This is a genomic window from Candidatus Limnocylindrales bacterium, assembly GCA_035626395.1.
In the GTDB taxonomy this organism is placed as follows: Bacteria; Desulfobacterota; Binatia; order UBA1149; family CAITLU01; genus DASPNH01.
In genome coordinates, this window is the sequence record DASPNR010000030.1 from 12,769 (window position 1) to 30,316 (window position 17,548).

A 17,548-nucleotide genomic window follows, 5' to 3' on the forward strand; every position below is an offset into this window, starting at 1 on the left:
GCCGAGCTTTCGCGCCTCGCTCAGCAGCCCGTGATCGCCTCGTAGAGCGCGGCGTGCGCGCAACCGTCGGCCGCAGACGACGATGTCGTCTGCGGCCGACGCTGCGGTTCGGTCAGGAGGAATGGTTACGGCTGCGGCGGAGCATCGGGCTCGCCGGGCGCGCGTTTGCGTCCCGGAGGTCCGCCTTGCGGGCCTGCGTTGCCTGGCTGCGGTCCGCGCGGCGCGTTCTCCCGGCGCATCTCCTTGGAGCGATCCGGAAGCGGCTCGGACGACGGCCGGCGCTCTTCCTTGCCCGGCTGCACGCGCACCGGCTCGGCGCCCCCGCCGCGATCGGGCCTGCCGCCGCTGCCCCCGGGGCCCACTGCGGGCCCGCGCTCTTCGCGCATTTCACGACCCGGCGACGGGCCGCCGCGCGGCGCCTGCTCGCGAACGGCCGGTCCACGATCGGGCGGAGCCGACGTCGGCTGACTGCCAGGTGCGCGGCTTCGATCGGGACGATCCATCGTGGGGCGCTCGGTCGGCCGCGCGCCAGGACCGCGGTCGGCGTCGCGCACGGACTCGCGTCCGGGACCGCCGGGGCGCTCCGTGGCATCACTGTCACGGCCGCCGGGTCCGCTGCGCTGGTCGCGCATCGGGTCTGGCGCTCCAGTGCGGCCTCCACGTTCCTCGCGCATCGCATCGGGCGTTGCGCCGCGTTCGCGGCCGCCCTGCACCTCGCGCTCGCGGCGCTGGCGCTCGTTCGCATCGGCGGGATCGGTGCCTCGCAGGTCGCGCTGGCGCGGATCGGTTGCTCCACTCTCGCGTTCCCGTCGCTGGCGCTGCATCTCGTCCTCGGCCCCGCCGGCTTCGCCGCCGCGATCCTTGCGGCCGCCCGGCGTCAGCGCATCGTCGGCGCCCGCGGCGCCGCCGCGCTCGCGACGTTCGCGCTCGGCATCGGCGCCCGCGGCATCGCCGCGCTGCTTGCGCTCACGCTCCGCATCCGCGGCCTCGCCGCCGCGCTCGCGACGTTCGCGCTCGGCATCGGCGCCCGCGGCATCGCCGCGCTGCTTGCGCTCGCGCTCCGCATCCGCCGCCTCGCCGCCGCGCTCGCGGCGCTGGCGTTCCGTCTCGTCGGCACCGGCCGCGCCGCCGCGCTCGCGGCCCTCGCGCTCGGTTGCCGCATCGCGAGGCCCGCGACCTTCACGCTCCTTGCGCAGTCGCTGCTCGCCGACCTGCGCCTCGGTCTCGAGATCCTTGGGGTTCTCCGCCGTCAGCGGGCGCAGGCCGCGCTGCTTGCGCTCTTCGGCCGCGGTCTTGAGCTCGCCGCGCTGGCGCTTCTGCTTGAGCTGCTCGGGAGGAGGCTGCTCGTCAGGAGCTTCCGCAAGACCGAGGCGGTCGGGCGTGACGCGCTGGGCACGCTCCTTCGGCGCGCGCTCGATGCGCGGGCGGTAGATCGAAAGCTGACCGTCACCGCCGGCCGCTCCACCGCGCGTGGGCCGATCGGCTTCGGCGATCCGCACGGGCCGGATCTGCCGGCCGATGCGCCGCTCCACTTCCTGGCGGCCGAAGTCGCCGCGGAACCGCGCGTGACCGCCCTGGACTTCGTAGCGGGTGACGTCGCGGGCCTCGCGGAACAGCCGCTCGCGCCGTGAGCTGTCACGGATGACGACCTTGTTGATGTTGACCGTGGTGAAGTTGTTGTAGTCGACGAACACGAAGTGATCGTGCGAGGGCGCGCCGATCTGGAAGTTCGCGTACGCATCGAAGAAGGAGGGCCGGCTGTAGAAGCCGCCACCGAAGTCGAGCGTCAGCGAGATCTCGTGCCCGTACGTCTGCGGCGGCAGCGGTGCCCATCCGACGAAGCCGTCAGTGACTCGCCAGCTCACCCAGGCCGGTCCCCATACGTCGCCGGGCACCCATACCCAGCCCGCGTGCGGATCGTCGAACCAGCGGCCATAGTGGTAGGTCGCCCAGCCGAAGGACTCCTCGGAGGCCCAGACCCAGCCGTACTCGTCGGCCCATTCCCATCGACCGACCGTGTAGGGCTGCCAGCCGACTTCGACGCGTACCGGGTACCAGACCCAACCAAGCCGCGGGTGGTAGTACCAGCGGCCGTCCGGGGCCAGGGCGGCGTAGAAATATGTCGTATCGAACACGGCTGCGCGGACCTCGGTGGCGACGACGGCATCCGTCGCGATGCCACCGAGGGCCGCGCAGCCAAGGAACAGACTCAATGTCAGTGCATGGAAGCGCGTAGTGATGTGCATGATGAGGGACCTCCTGTCATGCATGCGAGCCTAGCCTGCATTTCGCGGGCGGTCATGATGCTTGACAGCGCTTAGGCGGCGCAGGCGGAGGCACATCGAGCGCAGCGGGCGAATAAAGGCGCGGCGCGCAGGAAAAAGCTCAGCGCGCGACCCCGGCCGCGTCGGGATCGTCTTCCACGGGCGTCATCGTAAGGACGAGCGCGGCCGCGACGATGAGCGCGAGGTCCTCGCGCATGCGCGTCTCGATCGCGAAATAGGTGCCGACCACCGTCCACAGTAGAGGGATGGCGAACAGGATTCGCGGCCACGGCGCGCGCGTCAGCAGCAGCATCCCGAGCGTGAAGATCGTCACCGGCGTCGGCGTGCCAAAGGTGGGTGTGGCCGGAAATGCGTGCCCCAGAAGTGCACTCAGCGACGGATAGGCCACCAGCGCGTAGAAGATCAGAAGGATGCCCGCCAGGTGGCGTGAGCCGTTGTTCATCCAGAAGCGGATGTCGTTGCCGAGGATGCCGAGACGCGCCACCAGGCCCGCCTGCACCACGAACAGGAACGCGAACGCGTAGCCGAGAGGAGTCATTCGCGACAGGAACGCGTAGCAATAGAGCAGGCCGGTCCACAGCCAGAACGTGGCGATCAACCCGCTGGCCAGGCGATCATGCGCGGGAAAGCGGAACATCGCCAGGCACACGGCGGCGAAGGCGCCGAGGGACAGCGCGGCTGGCGCCGGCCACAGCGCATCGTTGTAGGCCGTCAGGACGTCCAGGGCCGCGGTGTTGTCGAATGCGAACGCCAAGCGTGCAGCGCGCTCAGCGCGTCCTGGCGAAGTAGTCGGGCTCGTTGCCTGGCTTCCACTTGATGTTGCAGCCGAGGCTCGGCTTCTGCTCGGCCAGAGGCGGGCGGCCCTCGAGCGCCGCCTCGATCGCCTCGCGAAGATCGGCGCCGGTGACGGGCACGTCGTTGCTCGGACGGCTGCCGTCGAGCTGGCCGCGATAGATCAGCAGCCGGTCCTCGTCGAAGAGGAAGAAGTCGGGCGTGCACGCGGCGTGGTAGGCCTTGGCCGTCTCCTGGGTCTCGTCGAACAGGTACGGGAAGGTCCAGTGCAGATCTTCCGCCAGCCTCTTCATGTGCTCGGGACCGTCCTGAGGATGCGTGCTCAGGTCGGAGGCCGCGATGGCCACGACCGCGACGTCGTCGGCGTAGTCGAGCGCGAGACGTCCGAGCTCGCCGCGCACGTGGACGACGTAGGGGCAGTGGTTGCTGAGGAACATCACCAGCAGCAGCGGCTGCTCGTCGAAGTCGGCAAGCGAGTACTCTCTGCCCGAGACCGCATCGGGCAGACGGAAGTCCGGTGCGGGTGTCCCGAGCGGCAGCATGTCGGAGGCAGTCGCGACCATGGGGATGACCTATGCGGCCGGCTGCAGGATGCGCAGGGCCTGTTCGTGCACGGCCGGATCTCCGGCGGCGATGATCTTGCCGCCGGCCACGGCGCGTTCGCCCTTCCACGTCGTCACGACGCCGCCTGCCGCCTCGATGATGGGAATGATGGCCTGGATGTCCCACGGCTTGAGGCCGGCTTCGACGACGAGGTCGACCAGGCCGAACGCGACCATGCAGTAGGAGTAGCAGTCACCGCTGAAGCGGCTCATGCGCACGCGCGATTCCAGCTCGGCGAATGCGCTGCGAGCCGGATCGCGCGGGAACATTCCCGGATGCGTGCAGTACAAGGTCGCCTCTGCCAGCGATGCGCACGGCCGCGTGCGCAGCGTTCCTTCGCGGTCGGGCAGCTCGTAGCGCGCGCCGAGTCGGCTGCCGAGGAAGCGCTCGCGCAGGAACGGCTGGTCGACCACTCCGAGAAGCGGGCCCTCTTCGTCGGAGAGCGCGATCAGCGTGCCCCACAGCGGCACGCCGGTGATGAACGCGCGCGTTCCGTCGATGGGATCGAGGAGCCAGCGAAGGCCGCTGCTGCCGGGCGAATCGCCATGCTCCTCTCCGACGATGCCGTGGCTGGGATAGTGCTCGGTGATGAGCGCCCGCATCTGGTGCTCGGCGTCCCGGTCCGCCACGGTCACCGGATCGTAGGACGCGCCGGCGGCCGCCTTGTCGGTGACGGTCAAAGGCTGTCGAAAGTGCGGAAGGATGGCCGAGCGTGCGGCGTCGGCCAGGCGGCCGGCAAAGGCGAGAAACGTTTCGAGCTCGGCGTCCGAAATGCTGCTCACGGTCTTGCCATCGCTGAAAACCCGACAGAGGTCCAACGTCCGCAGGCACCGAGGCAGGCGCTCTCGGCCGTGGTGGCGAGGGCGTGCGCAGCGGTCCTCAACGCTTCGTCTTCTGATACGTGCCCACCAGCTCGACGCTGCCGATGACGTGCTCCCTCATCGCCTCTTCGACCTGGGCCTTGGTGGGGGCGCCGATGTCGCCGAGCGTCGTGTCGAGCGCGTACAGCTTGTGGAAGTAGCGGTGGCGGCCGATCGGCGGGCACGGGCCACCGTATCCGGTGCGCTTCCAGTCGTTGGTGCCCTGCCGCGCGCCGCGCGGCATGCCCGATCTGGATGCGCCCTCGGCCAGACTGCCTGCGGACGGCTCGATGTCGTAGGCGACCCAGTGCACCCATGTCGTCTTGGGAGCCGCCGGATCGGGCGCGTCGGGATCATCGACGATCAGCACGAGCGAACGCGTTCCCATCGGAAGCTTCGACCACTCCAGGGGCGGCGAGACATCCTCGCCTTCGCACGTGTAGCGCGAGGGGATCTCACCGCCCGCCTCGAATGCCGGCGAGCGAAGGACCATGACTCTCTCCTGCCTGGACGGCGCCGGCTCGGCTGCCTGTGCGGCGGCGTCTCCGGCGCCGCGCGCATCCACACCGGCGGCTGCCGATGTGGACTCCGCGCCGGTACAGGCCGCGGTCCAGGCTGCCAGGATCAGCGCGGCCAGCCGCAGATGCTTCAGAAGCTCCACACCAGGCCCAGCCCACGCGGTCCGCCCGCCAGACGAAGCTGCGGCTCGAGCTCGGCGGCGGGTGCGCCACCGAAGCGCTGCTTGTACTCGTCCCAATCACGAATCTGGCGAGTCGGATGCGTCCAGATGTGCAGCTCGGCCGACGCCTCGCTGACCGCGAACGACGTCCACGCCGTGGATGGCTCGTCCCATACTTCGGAGACGAGCACGGCGGCCGTGAGGTTGATGGCCAGGCTGGCCAGGTGCTGCCTCCACGAGTAGCGCATGCCGGCCTGATCGGCGGCCTCGGCCATGACCTCCTCGGCCACGGCCAGGCGCCGCGCGCAATCGTCGGCAGGGACGGCGCGGATCGGCTCGCCGCCATGACGCGCGGCCGTCGGGTCGAGCGTCAGCTCGAGAATGCCGAGGCCCGACTTGGCAACGCTGAGAAGGAGATCGGCCCGCTTGCCGTTGTCTTCTTCGAAGGCGGCTCGGCCGCTTTGTGCCACCACGCCCAGAACGAAGACCGCCATCCAGCCTTTGTACCACCAGCTGGCGTGGCGGCGGCCCTCGTCCAGACGCGTCTCGAGGAACTGGATGCGCGCTTCGGTGTCGGGATCGCAGGCGGCCATGGCGCGGCCCGCCGGGAGCACGACGCTCGAGAGCAGTAGCGCGGTCGCGAGAAGAGCGCGTAGCGCCAGGGAAGGACAGGTTCTTCTCATGATCTTCTCCTTCAGAAGGTGATTGGTCGAGCCGAAAGCGCCTGTCTCGCACGCGCGAGCGCGCCCCGAGGGCGGTCGATGACGACGGCGCTCGCCGCGGGCAGCACCTTGTCGTGAGTCGTCGACTGTCCGTATCGCAGCAACGGCTCCCATCCGGTGCCAGGCGTTGCGAAGTCGCGGGGCCGGCGCGGCCAGCTCCGCAAAGACATTACGATGTTTCCGGCCGGGCAAACATCCCCCCAACACTCACGGTAGCGGGCGCGGGCGAGGTTGAGCGGCAGCTCGGGCGGTCGCAGCAAAGGCGCTAGTGGAGCGGGTGCTCCAGCTCCGCTGCCTGATGCGTCGAGGGCGGGCGCACCGCTGTCGCCGTTCGGTTTCAGGAAGAGCTCGGCGGCCACGGCCCTTGGCCACAAACTTCCCCGAGACGTCTTGACGCGCCTCGCGGCTTTGCGTAGTAGCAGTACGTACTACGCACGGCCGGCTGTCCGGTCCCAGGAGGCCTCTTCATGTCCACGCAGGAGCGATACGCCCGTCCCACCGATGGCCCGGCATGGGACGTGGGCCAGGACTACACGACCACATTCAACTGGGAGTACGAGGACGGCCGCGCGCCGCTGCTCAAGCTCTACGAGAAGGGAAAGAAGAGACAGTGGGACGCGGCCGATCGCATCGACTGGTCGCTGAACATCGATCCCGAAAACCCTGCCGAGCTTCCCGACCAGTCCATTCCCATTTTCGACAGCGAGGCCTGGCGCGGGATGACGCCGGCCGAGAAGGGACGGGCCCGACACCATTTCCAGGCATGGCAGCTTTGCCAGTTCATGCACGGCGAGCAGGGCGCGCTCATCTGCACGGCCAAGATCGTGCAGCAGGTGCCCGACATGGATTCGAAGTTCTACGCCGCAACGCAGGTCGTCGACGAAGCGCGTCACGTCGAAGCGTACTCGCGCCTGCTGCACGAGAAGTATCACCTGCTGTATCCGATCAACCGCCACCTGCAGGCGCTGATCGGCGACGTGCTCCGGGACTCTCGCTGGGACATCACGTATCTGGGCATGCAGGTGCTGATCGAAGGCGTGGCACTCGCGGCGTTCTCGACGCTTCGCGACCACGCCAAGAACCCGCTGGTGGCCGCCGTCAATGCCTACGTGATGCAGGACGAGGCGCGCCACGTGGCCTTCGGCCGCTTCGCGCTGCGCGACTACTACCCGCATCTGACCGACAAGGAGCGCGACGAGCGCGAGGAGTTCGCGGTGGAGGCATGCTACCTGCTGCGCGATCGGTTCCTCGGCGAAGAAGTGTGGGAGACACTCGGTCTTCCGGTCAAGGAGTGCGCCGATGCCACCGAGCGCTCCGAGTGGATGCGCTTCTACCGCAGCCAGCTCTTCACGCGCATCGTGCCGACGGTCAAGGAGATCGGCCTCTGGGGTCCGCGCATCCGCAAGGCCTACGCGGACATGGGGATCATCGGCTTTGCCGACACCGATCTGGACGCGCTGGCCGAGAATGATCAGAACGTGGCCGAGCGCTTCGATGAGCGGCGTGGCATGATCGAAGGGATCGCGGCGGAGGCCAAGGCGACGGCCGCGTAGCAGGGCCGCCGCGGAACGATGGGCACGCCTCGCAGCGCGCGAGCGTGCCCGAGCCGCGGCGATTGCGCAGGCTGCCAGGGCAGGAGATCGGGGATGACGAACCGGCTGAAGATGAAGGATCTCGAGCGCGCCACCGGCGTCGGTCGCGAGGCGATCCGGTTCTACATCCGCGAGGGGCTGCTGCCCGAGCCCGAGCGCACCGGCCGCAACGTGGCCTGGTACGACGAGTCGTTCATCGAGCGCATTGCGCTCATCAAACGCCTGCAGACCGAGCGCTTCCTGCCGCTGGCGATCATCAAGGCGATCCTGCGCGGCGACGAGCCGCCGCCGCAGGAGCATGCGCAGACGCTGGCGCAGATCGAGAAAGGCCTCTCCACGCGCAGCCGGTCGCAGCAGACCCGATTGCCCGAGCGCCTGGATCGCATCAGCGCCCGCACCGGCCTGGCGATCGAGGACATTCGAGAGCTCGCCGAGATCGGCACGATCGAAGTCGTGCGCCGCGACGGCGGCGAGTGGATCGAAGGGCTGTCGATCCCCGTCGTCGAGGCATGGGGTGAGATGCGGCGCGCCGGCCTGACCGCCGAGCGCGGGTTCAGCATGGATGTCACCGGCACCTACGTGCAGATGGTGCAGTGGCTGGCGCGCGAGGAGATTCGCATGTTCACCGAGCGCGCCACCGGCAAGGTGAGCGGTGAGGAGCTGACGCGCATGGCCGAGGTCGGCATCGAGGCCGCCGGACGCATGCTCGTGGCGATGCGCGAGCGCGTCATCCGCCGATTCATCGCCGAGGGAAACGTGCCGCGCGCGGCCGAGCCTCCTGCGCCGCTTCGAGCCGAAGGCAAACGTCGCGGACGCTGAGCTACTCGCCGCGCCGGACGGCGAGGCTACTCGCGCGCGCTCACTTCTTCTTTCCCAGCGCCACGTCGTCGGCGATCTTGAGCGCCTCTTCCAGATGGTGCTCGAGCTTGGGCAGCGTCCTTCCCGCGAACGCCGCCAGCTTCGCATCGCCGCCGCCGTCCTTCTGCTGGCGGAACAGCGCCACCGCCGAGCGATGCTCCTGCACTTCCGCCTGCATGTAGGCGGCGTCGAACTCCGCGCCCGACTGTGTGCGCAGCTTCTCGACCATCTGCTTGTGCGTCTGGTTCGGCTCGTCCGGTGTGGGCAGCTGCTTCTCTCTCGCGATCGTCATCAGTTCGTGGTTGGCGGCGGTATGATCGTCGATCATCCGCTGCGCATGCTGCTTGACGGCGGCGTTGGATGCCTTCTGCAGCGCCAGCTGTCCTGCCGCGACTTCGGCCAGCCCGCTGCTGGCGGCGGTCATCACGAAGTTGGCATCACGGTCCGGTATCGAGCCGGTTGCCGTTCCTCCCGTGGCCGTGCCGGCGCCCGTTGCCGTTCCAGTGCCGGTTGGCGTTCCGCCGCCCGTCGCCGTGCCTCCGGTCGCCGTGCCTGTGCCGGTCGCAGTTCCGCTGCCGCTGCCGGTTCCCGTCCCGGCGGCTGGCCCGGCGCCTGGCGCCGTCGCCTGCGCGACCAGCACGCCCGCCTCGCTCGCGCGCTCCTGCGCGCCGCCGTCGCTCACGAGCAGCAGCATCGATCCCGCTGCCATCATCAACGTGGTCGAAAGCCAAGAGTTTCGCATCGTCTCTTTCCTCACGTCGCTGCGCCAGGGCGCGCGCAGCGTCTCCAACGAAAGCGGCCCGCCGTTTTACCGGCAGGCCGCGTACGCATCGTCCTCTGGAAAAATGCCAGTCGCTTTCCCGCGACGTCAGAGCCCGCCGTCGGTGACCTTGCGCGCGTGGTCGAGGTGCTTCTCGAGCGCGGGCAGGGTCTTGGTGGCGTAGGACTTCAGCTCGGGATGCTTGCCCGACTCGGCCTGCTGCTTGAACAGCGTGATCATCTCCTGATGATCGCGGACCTGCGCCTGCATGTAGGCCCTGTCGAACTCGGCGCCGGACTTGGCCTTGAGCTGATCCATCATCGCCTTGTGCTTCGGATCGGTGTCCTTCGGCAGCGTCTCGTTCATGTTCTTGGCGACTTCCTCCAGCTCCTTGTTGTTCTGGCTGTGGTCGTTGATCATGTGCTGCGCGAACTCTTTGACCTCTTTGTCCGACGCCTTCTCGAGCGCGATCTTGGCCGTCTCCACCTCGGCGATGCCGCCGGCCGCGGCCTTCTTGAGGAACGTCTGATCGGTCAGCACGGCATCGCCGGCCGCGCCGCCCGAGGAGTCGTTGGTGGTCGCCTGCGCGCCGCGCGCGCTGCCCGGATTGGCGCTTTCGGCGTGGGCGCCGCTGGCGGCCAGAGCAAGGACCAGGGTGGCAAGGATCGTGATCTTCATCGGTTCTACTCCTTCGGCGACGGCTGCTCGTCGCCGGCTCCTACGGCTTCAAGACGATCTTGATGCAGTCTCCTTTCTGCTTGAACATTTCGTACCCGTCCGGGGCCTCCTCCAGCCGCATGTGATGCGTGATGATGAACGACGGATCGATCTCGGCGTCCTGGATCTTCTGCAGCAGGTCGTCGGTGTAGCGCTGGACGTGGGTCTGTCCGGTCTTGATCGTCAAGCCCTTGTTCATCACGGCGCCGAACGGGATCTTGTCGAGGAAGCCGAGGTAGACTCCGGGAATGGACACGGTGCCGCCCTTGCGGCAGCACCAGATCGCCTCGCGCAGAACGTGTGGCCGGTCGGTGGCCATGTAGGCGGCCATCTTGGCCTTGTCGATGACGGCATCGATGGAGCCGGTGGCGTGGGCCTCGCATCCCACCGCATCGATGCAGCTGTCGGGGCCCCGCCCGTTGGTCAGGTCCATGAGGCAGTCGTAGACGTTGGCGTCCTTGAAATTGATGGTTTCGGCCTCGCCCTGTTCCTCCGCCATGCGCAGGCGCTCGGGAACGCAATCGATGGCGATTACGCGACCGGCGCCGAACATCCACGCACTCTGGATGGCGAACTGGCCCACGGGCCCGCAGCCCCATACGGCCACGGTGTCGCCGGACTCGATGTTGCACGCTTCGGCCGCCATGTAGCCGGTGGGGAAGACGTCCGACAGAAAGAGAACCTGATCGTCGCTGAGACTGTCGGGAATCTTCACCGGTCCCACGTCGGCGTGCGGCACGCGCAGGTACTCGGCCTGGCCGCCGGGATAGCCGCCCATCATGTGCGAGTAGCCGAACAGCCCCGCCGTGGCGTGGCCCATCGCCTCGCGCGCGTACCGGTTCTCGGCATTGGTGGTGTCACACAGCGAGTAGAGCTCCTTCTGGCAGAAGAAACACTTGCCGCACGAGATGGTGAAGGGGACCACGACACGGTCGCCCACCGACAGCCTGGTGACGGCGCTGCCGACCTCCACGACCTCGCCCATCGGCTCATGGCCGAGGATGTCACCTTCCTCCATGGTGGGAATGAGGCCGTCGTACAGATGCAGATCCGAGCCGCAGATCGCCGTCGAGGTGATCTTCACGATGGCGTCGGTGGGCTGCAGGATCTTCGGCTCGGGAACGTCGTCGATGCGGACGTCGTTCTTGCCGTACCAGCACAGTGCTTTCATGGTTGCTCCTGATCGGGCTCTCGAACGGCCGCCAGCTGCCGCGCGGCTCGATGGCGCCATTGGCATCGCGCGGAAGAGCGCGACGCCCGAGGACCGTTCGTCGCGACGAGGATGGCACCGCGCATCGCCGCCATGAAGAACGGCGTCGGGGTTTTGTTCGACAAACGGCCGTGCGTCGCTCGTCGGAGGGAATGCATCCAGCGAGCACACGCCGGATCGAGGGTCATGATGTGCAGCGGAAGCTCCGGGCAGACGAGGGATGCGGCGCGGACGCGCGTCGCCGGCGGCAAGATGGCGAGCCGTCAGTGCGGCAGCGCGACTGAGAAAGTGGCACCCGCGTCAGGATTGCGCTCGGCCCACACGCGTCCGCCGTGACGGCTGACGATTCGTTGGACGATGGCAAGGCCGATGCCGGTGCCTTCCAGGTCGGGCTGGTCGTGCAGCCTCTCGAAACGCGCGAACAGCTTTCCCGCGAACTCGGCCGGGAACCCGATGCCGTTGTCGCGGACGAGGAAGCCGTGCTCGCCGGCGGCCAGGCCTGCGACGTCGATGCGCGCCTGCTGCCTGTCGCGCGTGAATTTCCAGCAGTTCGAGACCAACTGCTCGAGCACGATGCGCAGAAGAAACGGATCGCCGTGCGCCGACAGGCCTTCCTCGATCGAGACCTCCACCTGCCGCTGCGGCTCCTGCCTGCGCTGCGCTTCCACCACCGAACGCGCCAGCGCCGTGATGTCGACGGCCTCGCTGAGCATCGTCGCACGCGTCACCCGCGCGAGCGTCAGAAGGTCGTCGCCGATCATGCCCAGGCGCACCGCCGATTCCCCGATGCGCGCGAGATAGCCGCGCCCCTGCTCGTCGAGCTTCTCGCCATACTGCTCCAGCGCCAGGTGGCTGAGCCCGTGGATGACGCGCAGAGGGACGCGCAGGTCGTGCGACACCGTCTGCGTGAAGCCTTGCAGCTCCCGGTATGCCTGCTCGAGGCTTCGGTTGGTGGTGGCCAGCTCGCGGTTGGACAGCTCGAGCTCGGCGTTGGCGCGCGCAAGATCGGCCGTGCGCTCGCGCACGCTTCGCTCCAGCGTCTCGTTCAGATCCCGCAGTGCCTCGTCGGCACGTTGCGCCTCGCCGAGCGCTTCCGCCGCCGCGCGTCGACGGAAGCCGTCGAGCGCGGCGATGTAGATCGAGGACCCCATCGTCATCAGATAGGCGAACACTCCGTTGGTCGAGACGATGCCGCCGCCATGATCCGGGAGCAGCGCCAGGTTCACGACCAGCCCCGCCGTCAGGATCATGGTGGCCGCAATCTGCGGCCAGACTCCCCACGGGATGCCTGCCGCGCAGCCGAGACCGGTGGCGACGGCGACCACCAGGTGCGGTCCGAAGTCGCCGCGCAGCGGCCCCATCACGGCCGAGGTCGAAGACAGGACCGCGATCCCCGCCAGTCCTGCAAGACGCGCGACGATCGGCCCGCGCGGCCGGCGCAGGAACGCGAACAGAGCGCCGAACGCGAGCACGCGGCACAGGTCGATGAGCGCCATTCGCATCGCATTCGGGCTCTCGCTCTGGAAATCGACGGCGACCAGAACGGCCGAGGCCACCGCCAGGAACGCCAGGCCAGCTCGTGCGCGCTCTTCGATGTCGGGCAGAAGCCGCTTCTCGAGTGTCGGGTCGGAGGTCAGCGACCGCGGCATGATGTCGCCAGCGTCGCCGTGGGCCATTGAGCGGCAGCCGCCGCTGCCGTGCATCGGGTCGTGCGCGCAATCATGATCCGACAGCGCATCTCCACGTCCTGCCCCAAGCCGCTCCACGCGCAGTAGATATTCCGCTGCAACAGGTGCGGCAATCTTTCCGGCCATGTTGCGCTGCGAACATCGGAGCGGTAACGAGGGCGGGCGTGCGCAGCGGCGGTCGGCATCGCTTGGCGGGAGCATCGGCGCGTCGAGCGGTCGTGGTCGCGGTGTCGGCCATCGTTCTGGCAGCTTGTGGAGGCGTCTCGATGGGCAAGGGTGACCGCGAAGGCATGGAGTTCCTCGATCCGCCCGAGCGCAAGCGCCTGGGGCTGCCCTTCTCGGAGGCGGTGCGTGCGGGCAATCTGCTGTTCGTTTCCGGACAGATCGGCGTACGCCCCGGCACCGCCGAGCTCGTCGAAGGCGGCATTGCCGCCGAAACCGCGCAGACGATGGAAAACATCCGTGCGACGTTGGAGCGTTACGGTTCCAGCCTGGAACGCGTGGTCAAGTGCACCATCTTCCTGGCCGACATGAAGGAATGGCGGGCGATGAACGAAGTCTACGTCCGCTACTTTCGTGAGAACCTTCCCGCCCGCAGCGCGCTCGGCAGCAGCGGGCTGGCCCTCGGCGCGCGCGTGGAGATCGAATGCATCGCCGCGCTGGAGTGACGGCCGCAGCGAAGGCGGAGCGATGCACGCCGCAGTGACGGCGCCACCCGGGTGCAGATGGAGTGACCGCCGCGCGCGGTGATGACCACCGGCGCAGGAGGAACATGGCCAAGCAGAGCACGATCGGACGCTATCTGGTCTCGCGCCTGGAGCAGGCCGGGCTCGGGCATGTCTTCGGCATTCCGGGCGACTACGTGCTCGGCTTCTACGACCTGCTGGTGGCAAGCAGGATGCAGGTCATCGGCACGTGCACGGAGGCCGGAGCGGGTTTTGCCGCCGACGGGTACGCGCGCGTCAGCGGCCTCGGCGCCGTGTGCGTGACCTACTGCGTCGGCGGCCTCAACTCCCTCAACGCCGTGGCGGGGGCCTATGCCGAGAAGTCGCCGCTGATCGTCATCAGCGGCGCTCCCGGGCTCGGCGAGCGGGCGCACTCGCCGCTGCTGCATCACAAGGTGCGGGATTTCCAGACCCAGCGGCAGATCTACGAGAAGGTGACGGTGGCGGCGTGCTCGCTCGAGGACCCGCAGTCGGCGCCGCAGCAGATCGACGATGCACTGCACGCGTGCATCCTGCAGAAGCGGCCCGTCTACCTCGAGCTGCCGCGCGACATGGTCGAGGCGCGCTGCGCCGCTCCCGGCGACTTTCGCGTGCCCTTGCCGCAGACCGATCCGGCCGTTCTCGACGAGTGCCTGGCGGAGACGGTTGCGATGCTGCGCAGCGCCACCCGCCCCATCATCCTGGCGGGCGTCGAGATCCACCGCTTCGGTCTGCAGGAGGAGCTGGTGGCGCTGGTCGAGCATACCGGATTTCCGGTGGCGGCAACGATCCTGGGCAAGTCCGTGATCTCGGAGCTGCATCCGCAGTACATCGGAGTCTACGAGGGCGCCATGGGCCGCGAGGAAGTGCGCGTGGCGGTGGAGTCGGCCGACTGCGTGCTGATCCTCGGCGCCTTCATGACCGACATCAATCTCGGCATCTACACCGCCAACCTCGACGTCAACCGCACCATCAACGTCAACTCCGAGCGCGCCTCGATCAAACGCCATCACTTCGACGAAGTGGTGCTGGCCGACTTCATCCGCGCGCTGACCACAGCCGATCTCGGACCGCGCCGCGAGCACGCGATCGTTTCGGCGGCTGAGGCCGCCGAGGCCAGGCCGTGGGTGCCGGAGCCGTCGCAGCCGATGCGCGTGCGGCGTTTCTTCGAGCGGCTCAATCACTTCCTCGAGGACTCCGACGTCGTGATCGCCGACGTCGGCGACTCTCTCTTCGGCGCGGCCGATCTGGTCATCCGCCACCGCACCGACTTCCTCAGCCCCGCGTACTACACGTCGATGGGCTTCGCGGTGCCGGCCGCCGTGGGCGTACAGACGTTCGACCGCAGCGCGCGCGCGATCGTCGTCGTCGGCGACGGCGCCTTCCAGATGACGGGGCAGGAGCTGTCGACGGCGGCGCGGCTCGGGCTCAACCCGATCGTGTTCGTGCTCAACAACAAGGGCTACACCACCGAGCGCTTCATCCGCGAAGGGCCCTACAACGACATCCACGACTGGGCTTACCACCTGGTCCCACAGCTTCTGCGGCAGGGCTGGGGAACCGAGGTGCACACCGAGGGCGAGCTGGAGACGGCGCTGCAGCAGGCCCGGGCCAACACGCAGTCGCTGTCGATCCTCAACATCCACCTCGACAAGATGGATACGTCCAAGGCGCTGGAGCGGCTGGCGCGGAGGCTGGGCGAACGGGCATGACCGTGCACGAAGCGCGCGAGCGGCAGTGGGAAAAGGCGCACGACTGGTACGAGCGGGCGTGAGCAGGGCGGGCCGATCGTGCCGGCACACGCACGGTTCCGGCCGCATCGGCATCGGCGGCGCGAGAGCGAGCGCATGCGGGGACATCGATGGCCAAAGACGTAGTGCTGATCACCGGAGGAAACGCGGGCATCGGCTTTGCCTGTGCTCGCGCGTTGGCGCGGCGCGGCTGGCACGTGCTGATGGCCAGCCGCGACCGGAGCGCTTCGGCGGCGGCTGTGGCGCGCCTGCGAGCGGAAAGCGGCGCCGAAGCCGCCTCCGAGATGGGTCTGGATCTGGCCTCGCAGGCATCGGTGCGGGCGCTGGCGGCCGAGGTCACCGGCCGCGGCCTGCCGCTGCGTGCGCTGGTGTGCAACGCCGGGCTTCAGTTCTTCGGCAGGCCGCGCTTTACCGCCGAGGGGCACGAGATGACGTTCGCCGTCAACCATCTCGGCCACTTCCTGCTGGCGAATCTCCTGCTCGATCATCTGCGCGCGCACGCGCCGTCGCGCATCGTCGTCGTGTCCTCGGGAGTGCACGATCCGAAGCGCTGGACCGGAATGCCCAAGGCCGACATTTCCGATCTCGCCACGCTGGCCGCCACCGGAGGACCCGAGGCTGGCCGGTTCCGCGGCGGCTTGGCCTACGTCAACAGCAAGCTTTGCAACCTCTGGTTCACCTACGAGCTGGTGCGACGATTGCAGATGCGCGACGGCAGCGCCGATGGCGTTCCCGCGGTCACGGTGAATGCCTTCGATCCGGGCCTGACGCCCGGCTCGAGCCTGACCCGCGACTATCCCTCAGCGGTGCAGTTCGGATGGAACCGGCTCCTGCCCGGCCTCGCGCGCGTGCTGTCGCCGGTCGTCGCAGGGATCAACACCGTCGAGCAGGCCGGAACGGCGCTGGCGCGTCTGGTGGACGACCCGCAGCTTGCGCGGCTGACCGGCAGGTACTTCCCGTCGCACACGCGGTGGAAGGAGGCACCCTCATCTCCGGCGTCCTACGATGCGGCGCGCGCACGCGAGCTGTGGGAGATGAGCGAGCGGCTGTGTGGCACGTCTGCGACGGCCTCCTCTCCATCCTGAGTGGGCTCACATGCACTGGCGGGGGGAGAATCACGCGCGTCAGGCGGCCTGGCGGATGCCACGTCGCGACCGCATCAGCGCTACGCCGGCGATTCGCTTGCGCGAACGCAGCGCTCACGTCACAGAAGCCGGCGCATGGCACGCTCGGTCAAACCGATTCCGGACGGGTTTCGAAGCATCACTCCCTATCTGGCCGTCGACGATGCCGACAGCCTGATCCAGTTCCTCAAGAAAGCCTTCGGCGCCAAGGAGGTGCAGCGTGCGACGCGGCCGGACGGGACCGTGTCGTACGCGGTCGTGCGGGTGGGCGACTCGATGGTCGAGGTCGCCGACGCGCGGCCGCCGTGGGAGCCGATGCGTGCGGCCGTGCACCTGTACGTCAGCGACACCGACCACGTCTACGACAAGGCGCTGCGTGCGGGCGCAGTTTCCTTGTCGGCGCCGTCGGACCTGTTCTACGGCGAGCGTGGTGCCACGGTGCGCGACCCTTGCGGCAACCACTGGCACATCTCCACCCGCATCGAGCTGCTCACGCCCGAGGAGCTGGAACGGCGCCAGGCCGCCTATTACCGCCAGCATGCGCACTGACATGGATCTTCCCGACGTAGCACAGGTTCTGCTGCCGGTCCTCGCCCGCGTCGAGGAACGCGACCGGCCGCTGCTGATCGCCATCGCCGAGCGCATGGCCGCCGAGCGCTACCGGCGCTGGGCGCAGGAGGCCGCCACCGGCTACGAACGCGACCGCCTGCTGGCGTGCGCCGAGCGCGAGGAAGAGATCGCGACCCGAGTCGAGTCGCTGCGACCCGACCACGAGGAAGTTCAGGAGCGCGTGCGCGTCGCCAACCCCGATCTTGCGGCCATCAACCGCGGTCTGTTCGAGGGACGCCCGCGCTCCGAGCAGCTCGCGATCCAGGCCCGCGGCGAGCGGCTTGGAGCGGCGACGTGGCGCGCGCTGGCGCAAGCGCAGGCTTCGGAGGAGGCGCGGCAGACGTTGCTCGAATGCGCGCGCCTCGAGGAAGCCAGCGCCGAAGTGCTCGAACAGCTCCTCGGCAAGCATCCTTCGTGAAGCTCTGCCGCGCGCGCCGCGCGTCGCGCCTGCGCCATGCTGCAGTGGCGGCATGCTGCCACAAGGGGGGACGAGGACGATCGTCACCGCTTCGATCGCCGCCAAGGAACCTTCATCGCCTCCTGCGACCAATCTAGACTGGCTGCGGCAGGTCTTCACGAAACTCAGCCGCGCCG

The 17,548-nt window shown here is 68.5% G+C and carries 17 protein-coding genes; 7 read left to right on the top strand and 10 right to left on the bottom strand.

Annotated elements, in window-relative coordinates; genetic code table 11:
• Nucleotides 1-125: 125 nt before the first annotated feature.
• The 6 genes from VEC57_09550 to VEC57_09575 all read right to left on the bottom strand — a co-directional run bounded on the left by VEC57_09550 (nt 126) and on the right by VEC57_09575 (nt 5,902).
• Nucleotides 126-2,246: a DUF6600 domain-containing protein gene (locus VEC57_09550; GenBank protein ID HYB99358.1), complete on the bottom strand. Its 2,121-nt coding sequence runs from the start codon at nt 2,244-2,246 to the stop codon at nt 126-128.
• A 139-nt stretch (nt 2,247-2,385) separates the two neighbouring features.
• Nucleotides 2,386-3,039, bottom strand: a complete 654-nt coding sequence (locus tag VEC57_09555) for a DUF6064 family protein (protein HYB99359.1) — start codon at nt 3,037-3,039, stop codon at nt 2,386-2,388.
• 13 nt (nt 3,040-3,052) lie between these two features.
• Nucleotides 3,053-3,640, bottom strand: a complete 588-nt coding sequence (locus VEC57_09560) for a thioredoxin family protein (protein ID HYB99360.1) — start codon at nt 3,638-3,640, stop codon at nt 3,053-3,055.
• 9 nt (nt 3,641-3,649) lie between these two features.
• Entirely contained in the window at nt 3,650-4,462 is an 813-nt protein-coding gene (gene hisN / locus VEC57_09565) for a histidinol-phosphatase (protein ID HYB99361.1), read from the bottom strand.
• 97 nt (nt 4,463-4,559) lie between these two features.
• Entirely contained in the window at nt 4,560-5,201 is a 642-nt protein-coding gene (locus VEC57_09570; protein HYB99362.1) for a YbhB/YbcL family Raf kinase inhibitor-like protein, read from the bottom strand.
• The gene (locus VEC57_09575) at nt 5,189-5,902 is read right to left on the bottom strand and encodes a hypothetical protein (protein HYB99363.1); all 714 of its coding nucleotides are present in this window, start codon (nt 5,900-5,902) and stop codon (nt 5,189-5,191) included. Before VEC57_09575 ends, VEC57_09570 begins: the two co-directional genes overlap by 13 nt.
• A gap of 506 nt (nt 5,903-6,408) precedes the next feature.
• Between VEC57_09575 and VEC57_09580 the strand changes: the two genes are divergently transcribed.
• The gene (locus VEC57_09580) at nt 6,409-7,494 is read left to right on the top strand and encodes a ferritin-like domain-containing protein (protein ID HYB99364.1); all 1,086 of its coding nucleotides are present in this window, start codon (nt 6,409-6,411) and stop codon (nt 7,492-7,494) included.
• Nucleotides 7,495-7,587: 93 nt separating this feature from the next.
• Nucleotides 7,588-8,352, top strand: coding sequence for a MerR family transcriptional regulator (locus VEC57_09585; GenBank protein HYB99365.1), 765 nt, complete (start codon nt 7,588-7,590; stop codon nt 8,350-8,352).
• 40 nt (nt 8,353-8,392) lie between these two features.
• Here the strand turns inward: VEC57_09585 and VEC57_09590 are convergent, their stop codons facing one another.
• From VEC57_09590 to VEC57_09605, 4 genes are all read right to left on the bottom strand, one after another.
• A complete protein-coding gene (locus VEC57_09590) occupies nt 8,393-9,133 on the bottom strand; it encodes a DUF4142 domain-containing protein (protein HYB99366.1) in 741 nt (246 codons plus the stop codon).
• A gap of 126 nt (nt 9,134-9,259) precedes the next feature.
• Nucleotides 9,260-9,829 (bottom strand): DUF4142 domain-containing protein, encoded by a 570-nt coding sequence (locus VEC57_09595; protein ID HYB99367.1) that lies wholly within the window; start codon nt 9,827-9,829, stop codon nt 9,260-9,262.
• A 40-nt stretch (nt 9,830-9,869) separates the two neighbouring features.
• Complete coding sequence (locus VEC57_09600) at nt 9,870-11,039, bottom strand: zinc-dependent alcohol dehydrogenase (protein ID HYB99368.1); 1,170 nt, start codon at nt 11,037-11,039, stop codon at nt 9,870-9,872.
• Between the two features lie 302 nt (nt 11,040-11,341).
• Nucleotides 11,342-12,892 carry an ATP-binding protein gene (locus tag VEC57_09605; GenBank protein HYB99369.1) on the bottom strand — a complete coding sequence of 517 codons (1,551 nt, stop codon included), beginning with the start codon at nt 12,890-12,892 and terminating at the stop codon, nt 11,342-11,344.
• A 140-nt stretch (nt 12,893-13,032) separates the two neighbouring features.
• On the opposite strand from VEC57_09605, the gene VEC57_09610 reads away from it, so the two are divergent.
• From VEC57_09610 to VEC57_09630, 5 genes are all read left to right on the top strand, one after another.
• A complete protein-coding gene (locus tag VEC57_09610; GenBank protein HYB99370.1) occupies nt 13,033-13,434 on the top strand; it encodes a Rid family detoxifying hydrolase in 402 nt (133 codons plus the stop codon).
• Nucleotides 13,435-13,538: 104 nt separating this feature from the next.
• On the top strand, nt 13,539-15,182 hold the full coding sequence (locus VEC57_09615) for a thiamine pyrophosphate-binding protein (protein HYB99371.1): 1,644 nt from the start codon (nt 13,539-13,541) through the stop codon (nt 15,180-15,182).
• Between the two features lie 149 nt (nt 15,183-15,331).
• Nucleotides 15,332-16,306 carry an SDR family NAD(P)-dependent oxidoreductase gene (locus tag VEC57_09620; GenBank protein ID HYB99372.1) on the top strand — a complete coding sequence of 325 codons (975 nt, stop codon included), beginning with the start codon at nt 15,332-15,334 and terminating at the stop codon, nt 16,304-16,306.
• 135 nt (nt 16,307-16,441) lie between these two features.
• Nucleotides 16,442-16,894, top strand: coding sequence for a VOC family protein (locus tag VEC57_09625; GenBank protein HYB99373.1), 453 nt, complete (start codon nt 16,442-16,444; stop codon nt 16,892-16,894).
• Complete coding sequence (locus VEC57_09630) at nt 16,884-17,372, top strand: hypothetical protein (protein ID HYB99374.1); 489 nt, start codon at nt 16,884-16,886, stop codon at nt 17,370-17,372. Before VEC57_09625 ends, VEC57_09630 begins: the two co-directional genes overlap by 11 nt.
• The last annotated feature ends 176 nt before the right edge of the window (nt 17,373-17,548 follow it).

Bases quoted from the DNA above. Each gene is read 5' to 3' on its own strand.
- VEC57_09560 (HYB99360.1), bottom strand. From the start codon at position 3,640: ATGGTCGCGACTGCCTCCGACATGCTGCCGCTCGGGACACCCGCACCG.
- VEC57_09615 (HYB99371.1), top strand. From the start codon at position 13,539: ATGGCCAAGCAGAGCACGATCGGACGCTATCTGGTCTCGCGCCTGGAG.
- VEC57_09595 (HYB99367.1), bottom strand. From the start codon at position 9,829: ATGAAGATCACGATCCTTGCCACCCTGGTCCTTGCTCTGGCCGCCAGC.
- VEC57_09580 (HYB99364.1), top strand. From the start codon at position 6,409: ATGTCCACGCAGGAGCGATACGCCCGTCCCACCGATGGCCCGGCATGG.
- VEC57_09600 (HYB99368.1), bottom strand. From the start codon at position 11,039: ATGAAAGCACTGTGCTGGTACGGCAAGAACGACGTCCGCATCGACGAC.
- VEC57_09630 (HYB99374.1), top strand. From the start codon at position 16,884: ATGCGCACTGACATGGATCTTCCCGACGTAGCACAGGTTCTGCTGCCG.
- VEC57_09610 (HYB99370.1), top strand. From the start codon at position 13,033: ATGGGCAAGGGTGACCGCGAAGGCATGGAGTTCCTCGATCCGCCCGAG.
- VEC57_09585 (HYB99365.1), top strand. From the start codon at position 7,588: ATGACGAACCGGCTGAAGATGAAGGATCTCGAGCGCGCCACCGGCGTC.
- VEC57_09575 (HYB99363.1), bottom strand. From the start codon at position 5,902: ATGAGAAGAACCTGTCCTTCCCTGGCGCTACGCGCTCTTCTCGCGACC.
- VEC57_09550 (HYB99358.1), bottom strand. From the start codon at position 2,246: ATGCACATCACTACGCGCTTCCATGCACTGACATTGAGTCTGTTCCTT.
- VEC57_09590 (HYB99366.1), bottom strand. From the start codon at position 9,133: ATGCGAAACTCTTGGCTTTCGACCACGTTGATGATGGCAGCGGGATCG.
- VEC57_09605 (HYB99369.1), bottom strand. From the start codon at position 12,892: ATGGCCGGAAAGATTGCCGCACCTGTTGCAGCGGAATATCTACTGCGC.
- VEC57_09620 (HYB99372.1), top strand. From the start codon at position 15,332: ATGGCCAAAGACGTAGTGCTGATCACCGGAGGAAACGCGGGCATCGGC.
- VEC57_09625 (HYB99373.1), top strand. From the start codon at position 16,442: ATGGCACGCTCGGTCAAACCGATTCCGGACGGGTTTCGAAGCATCACT.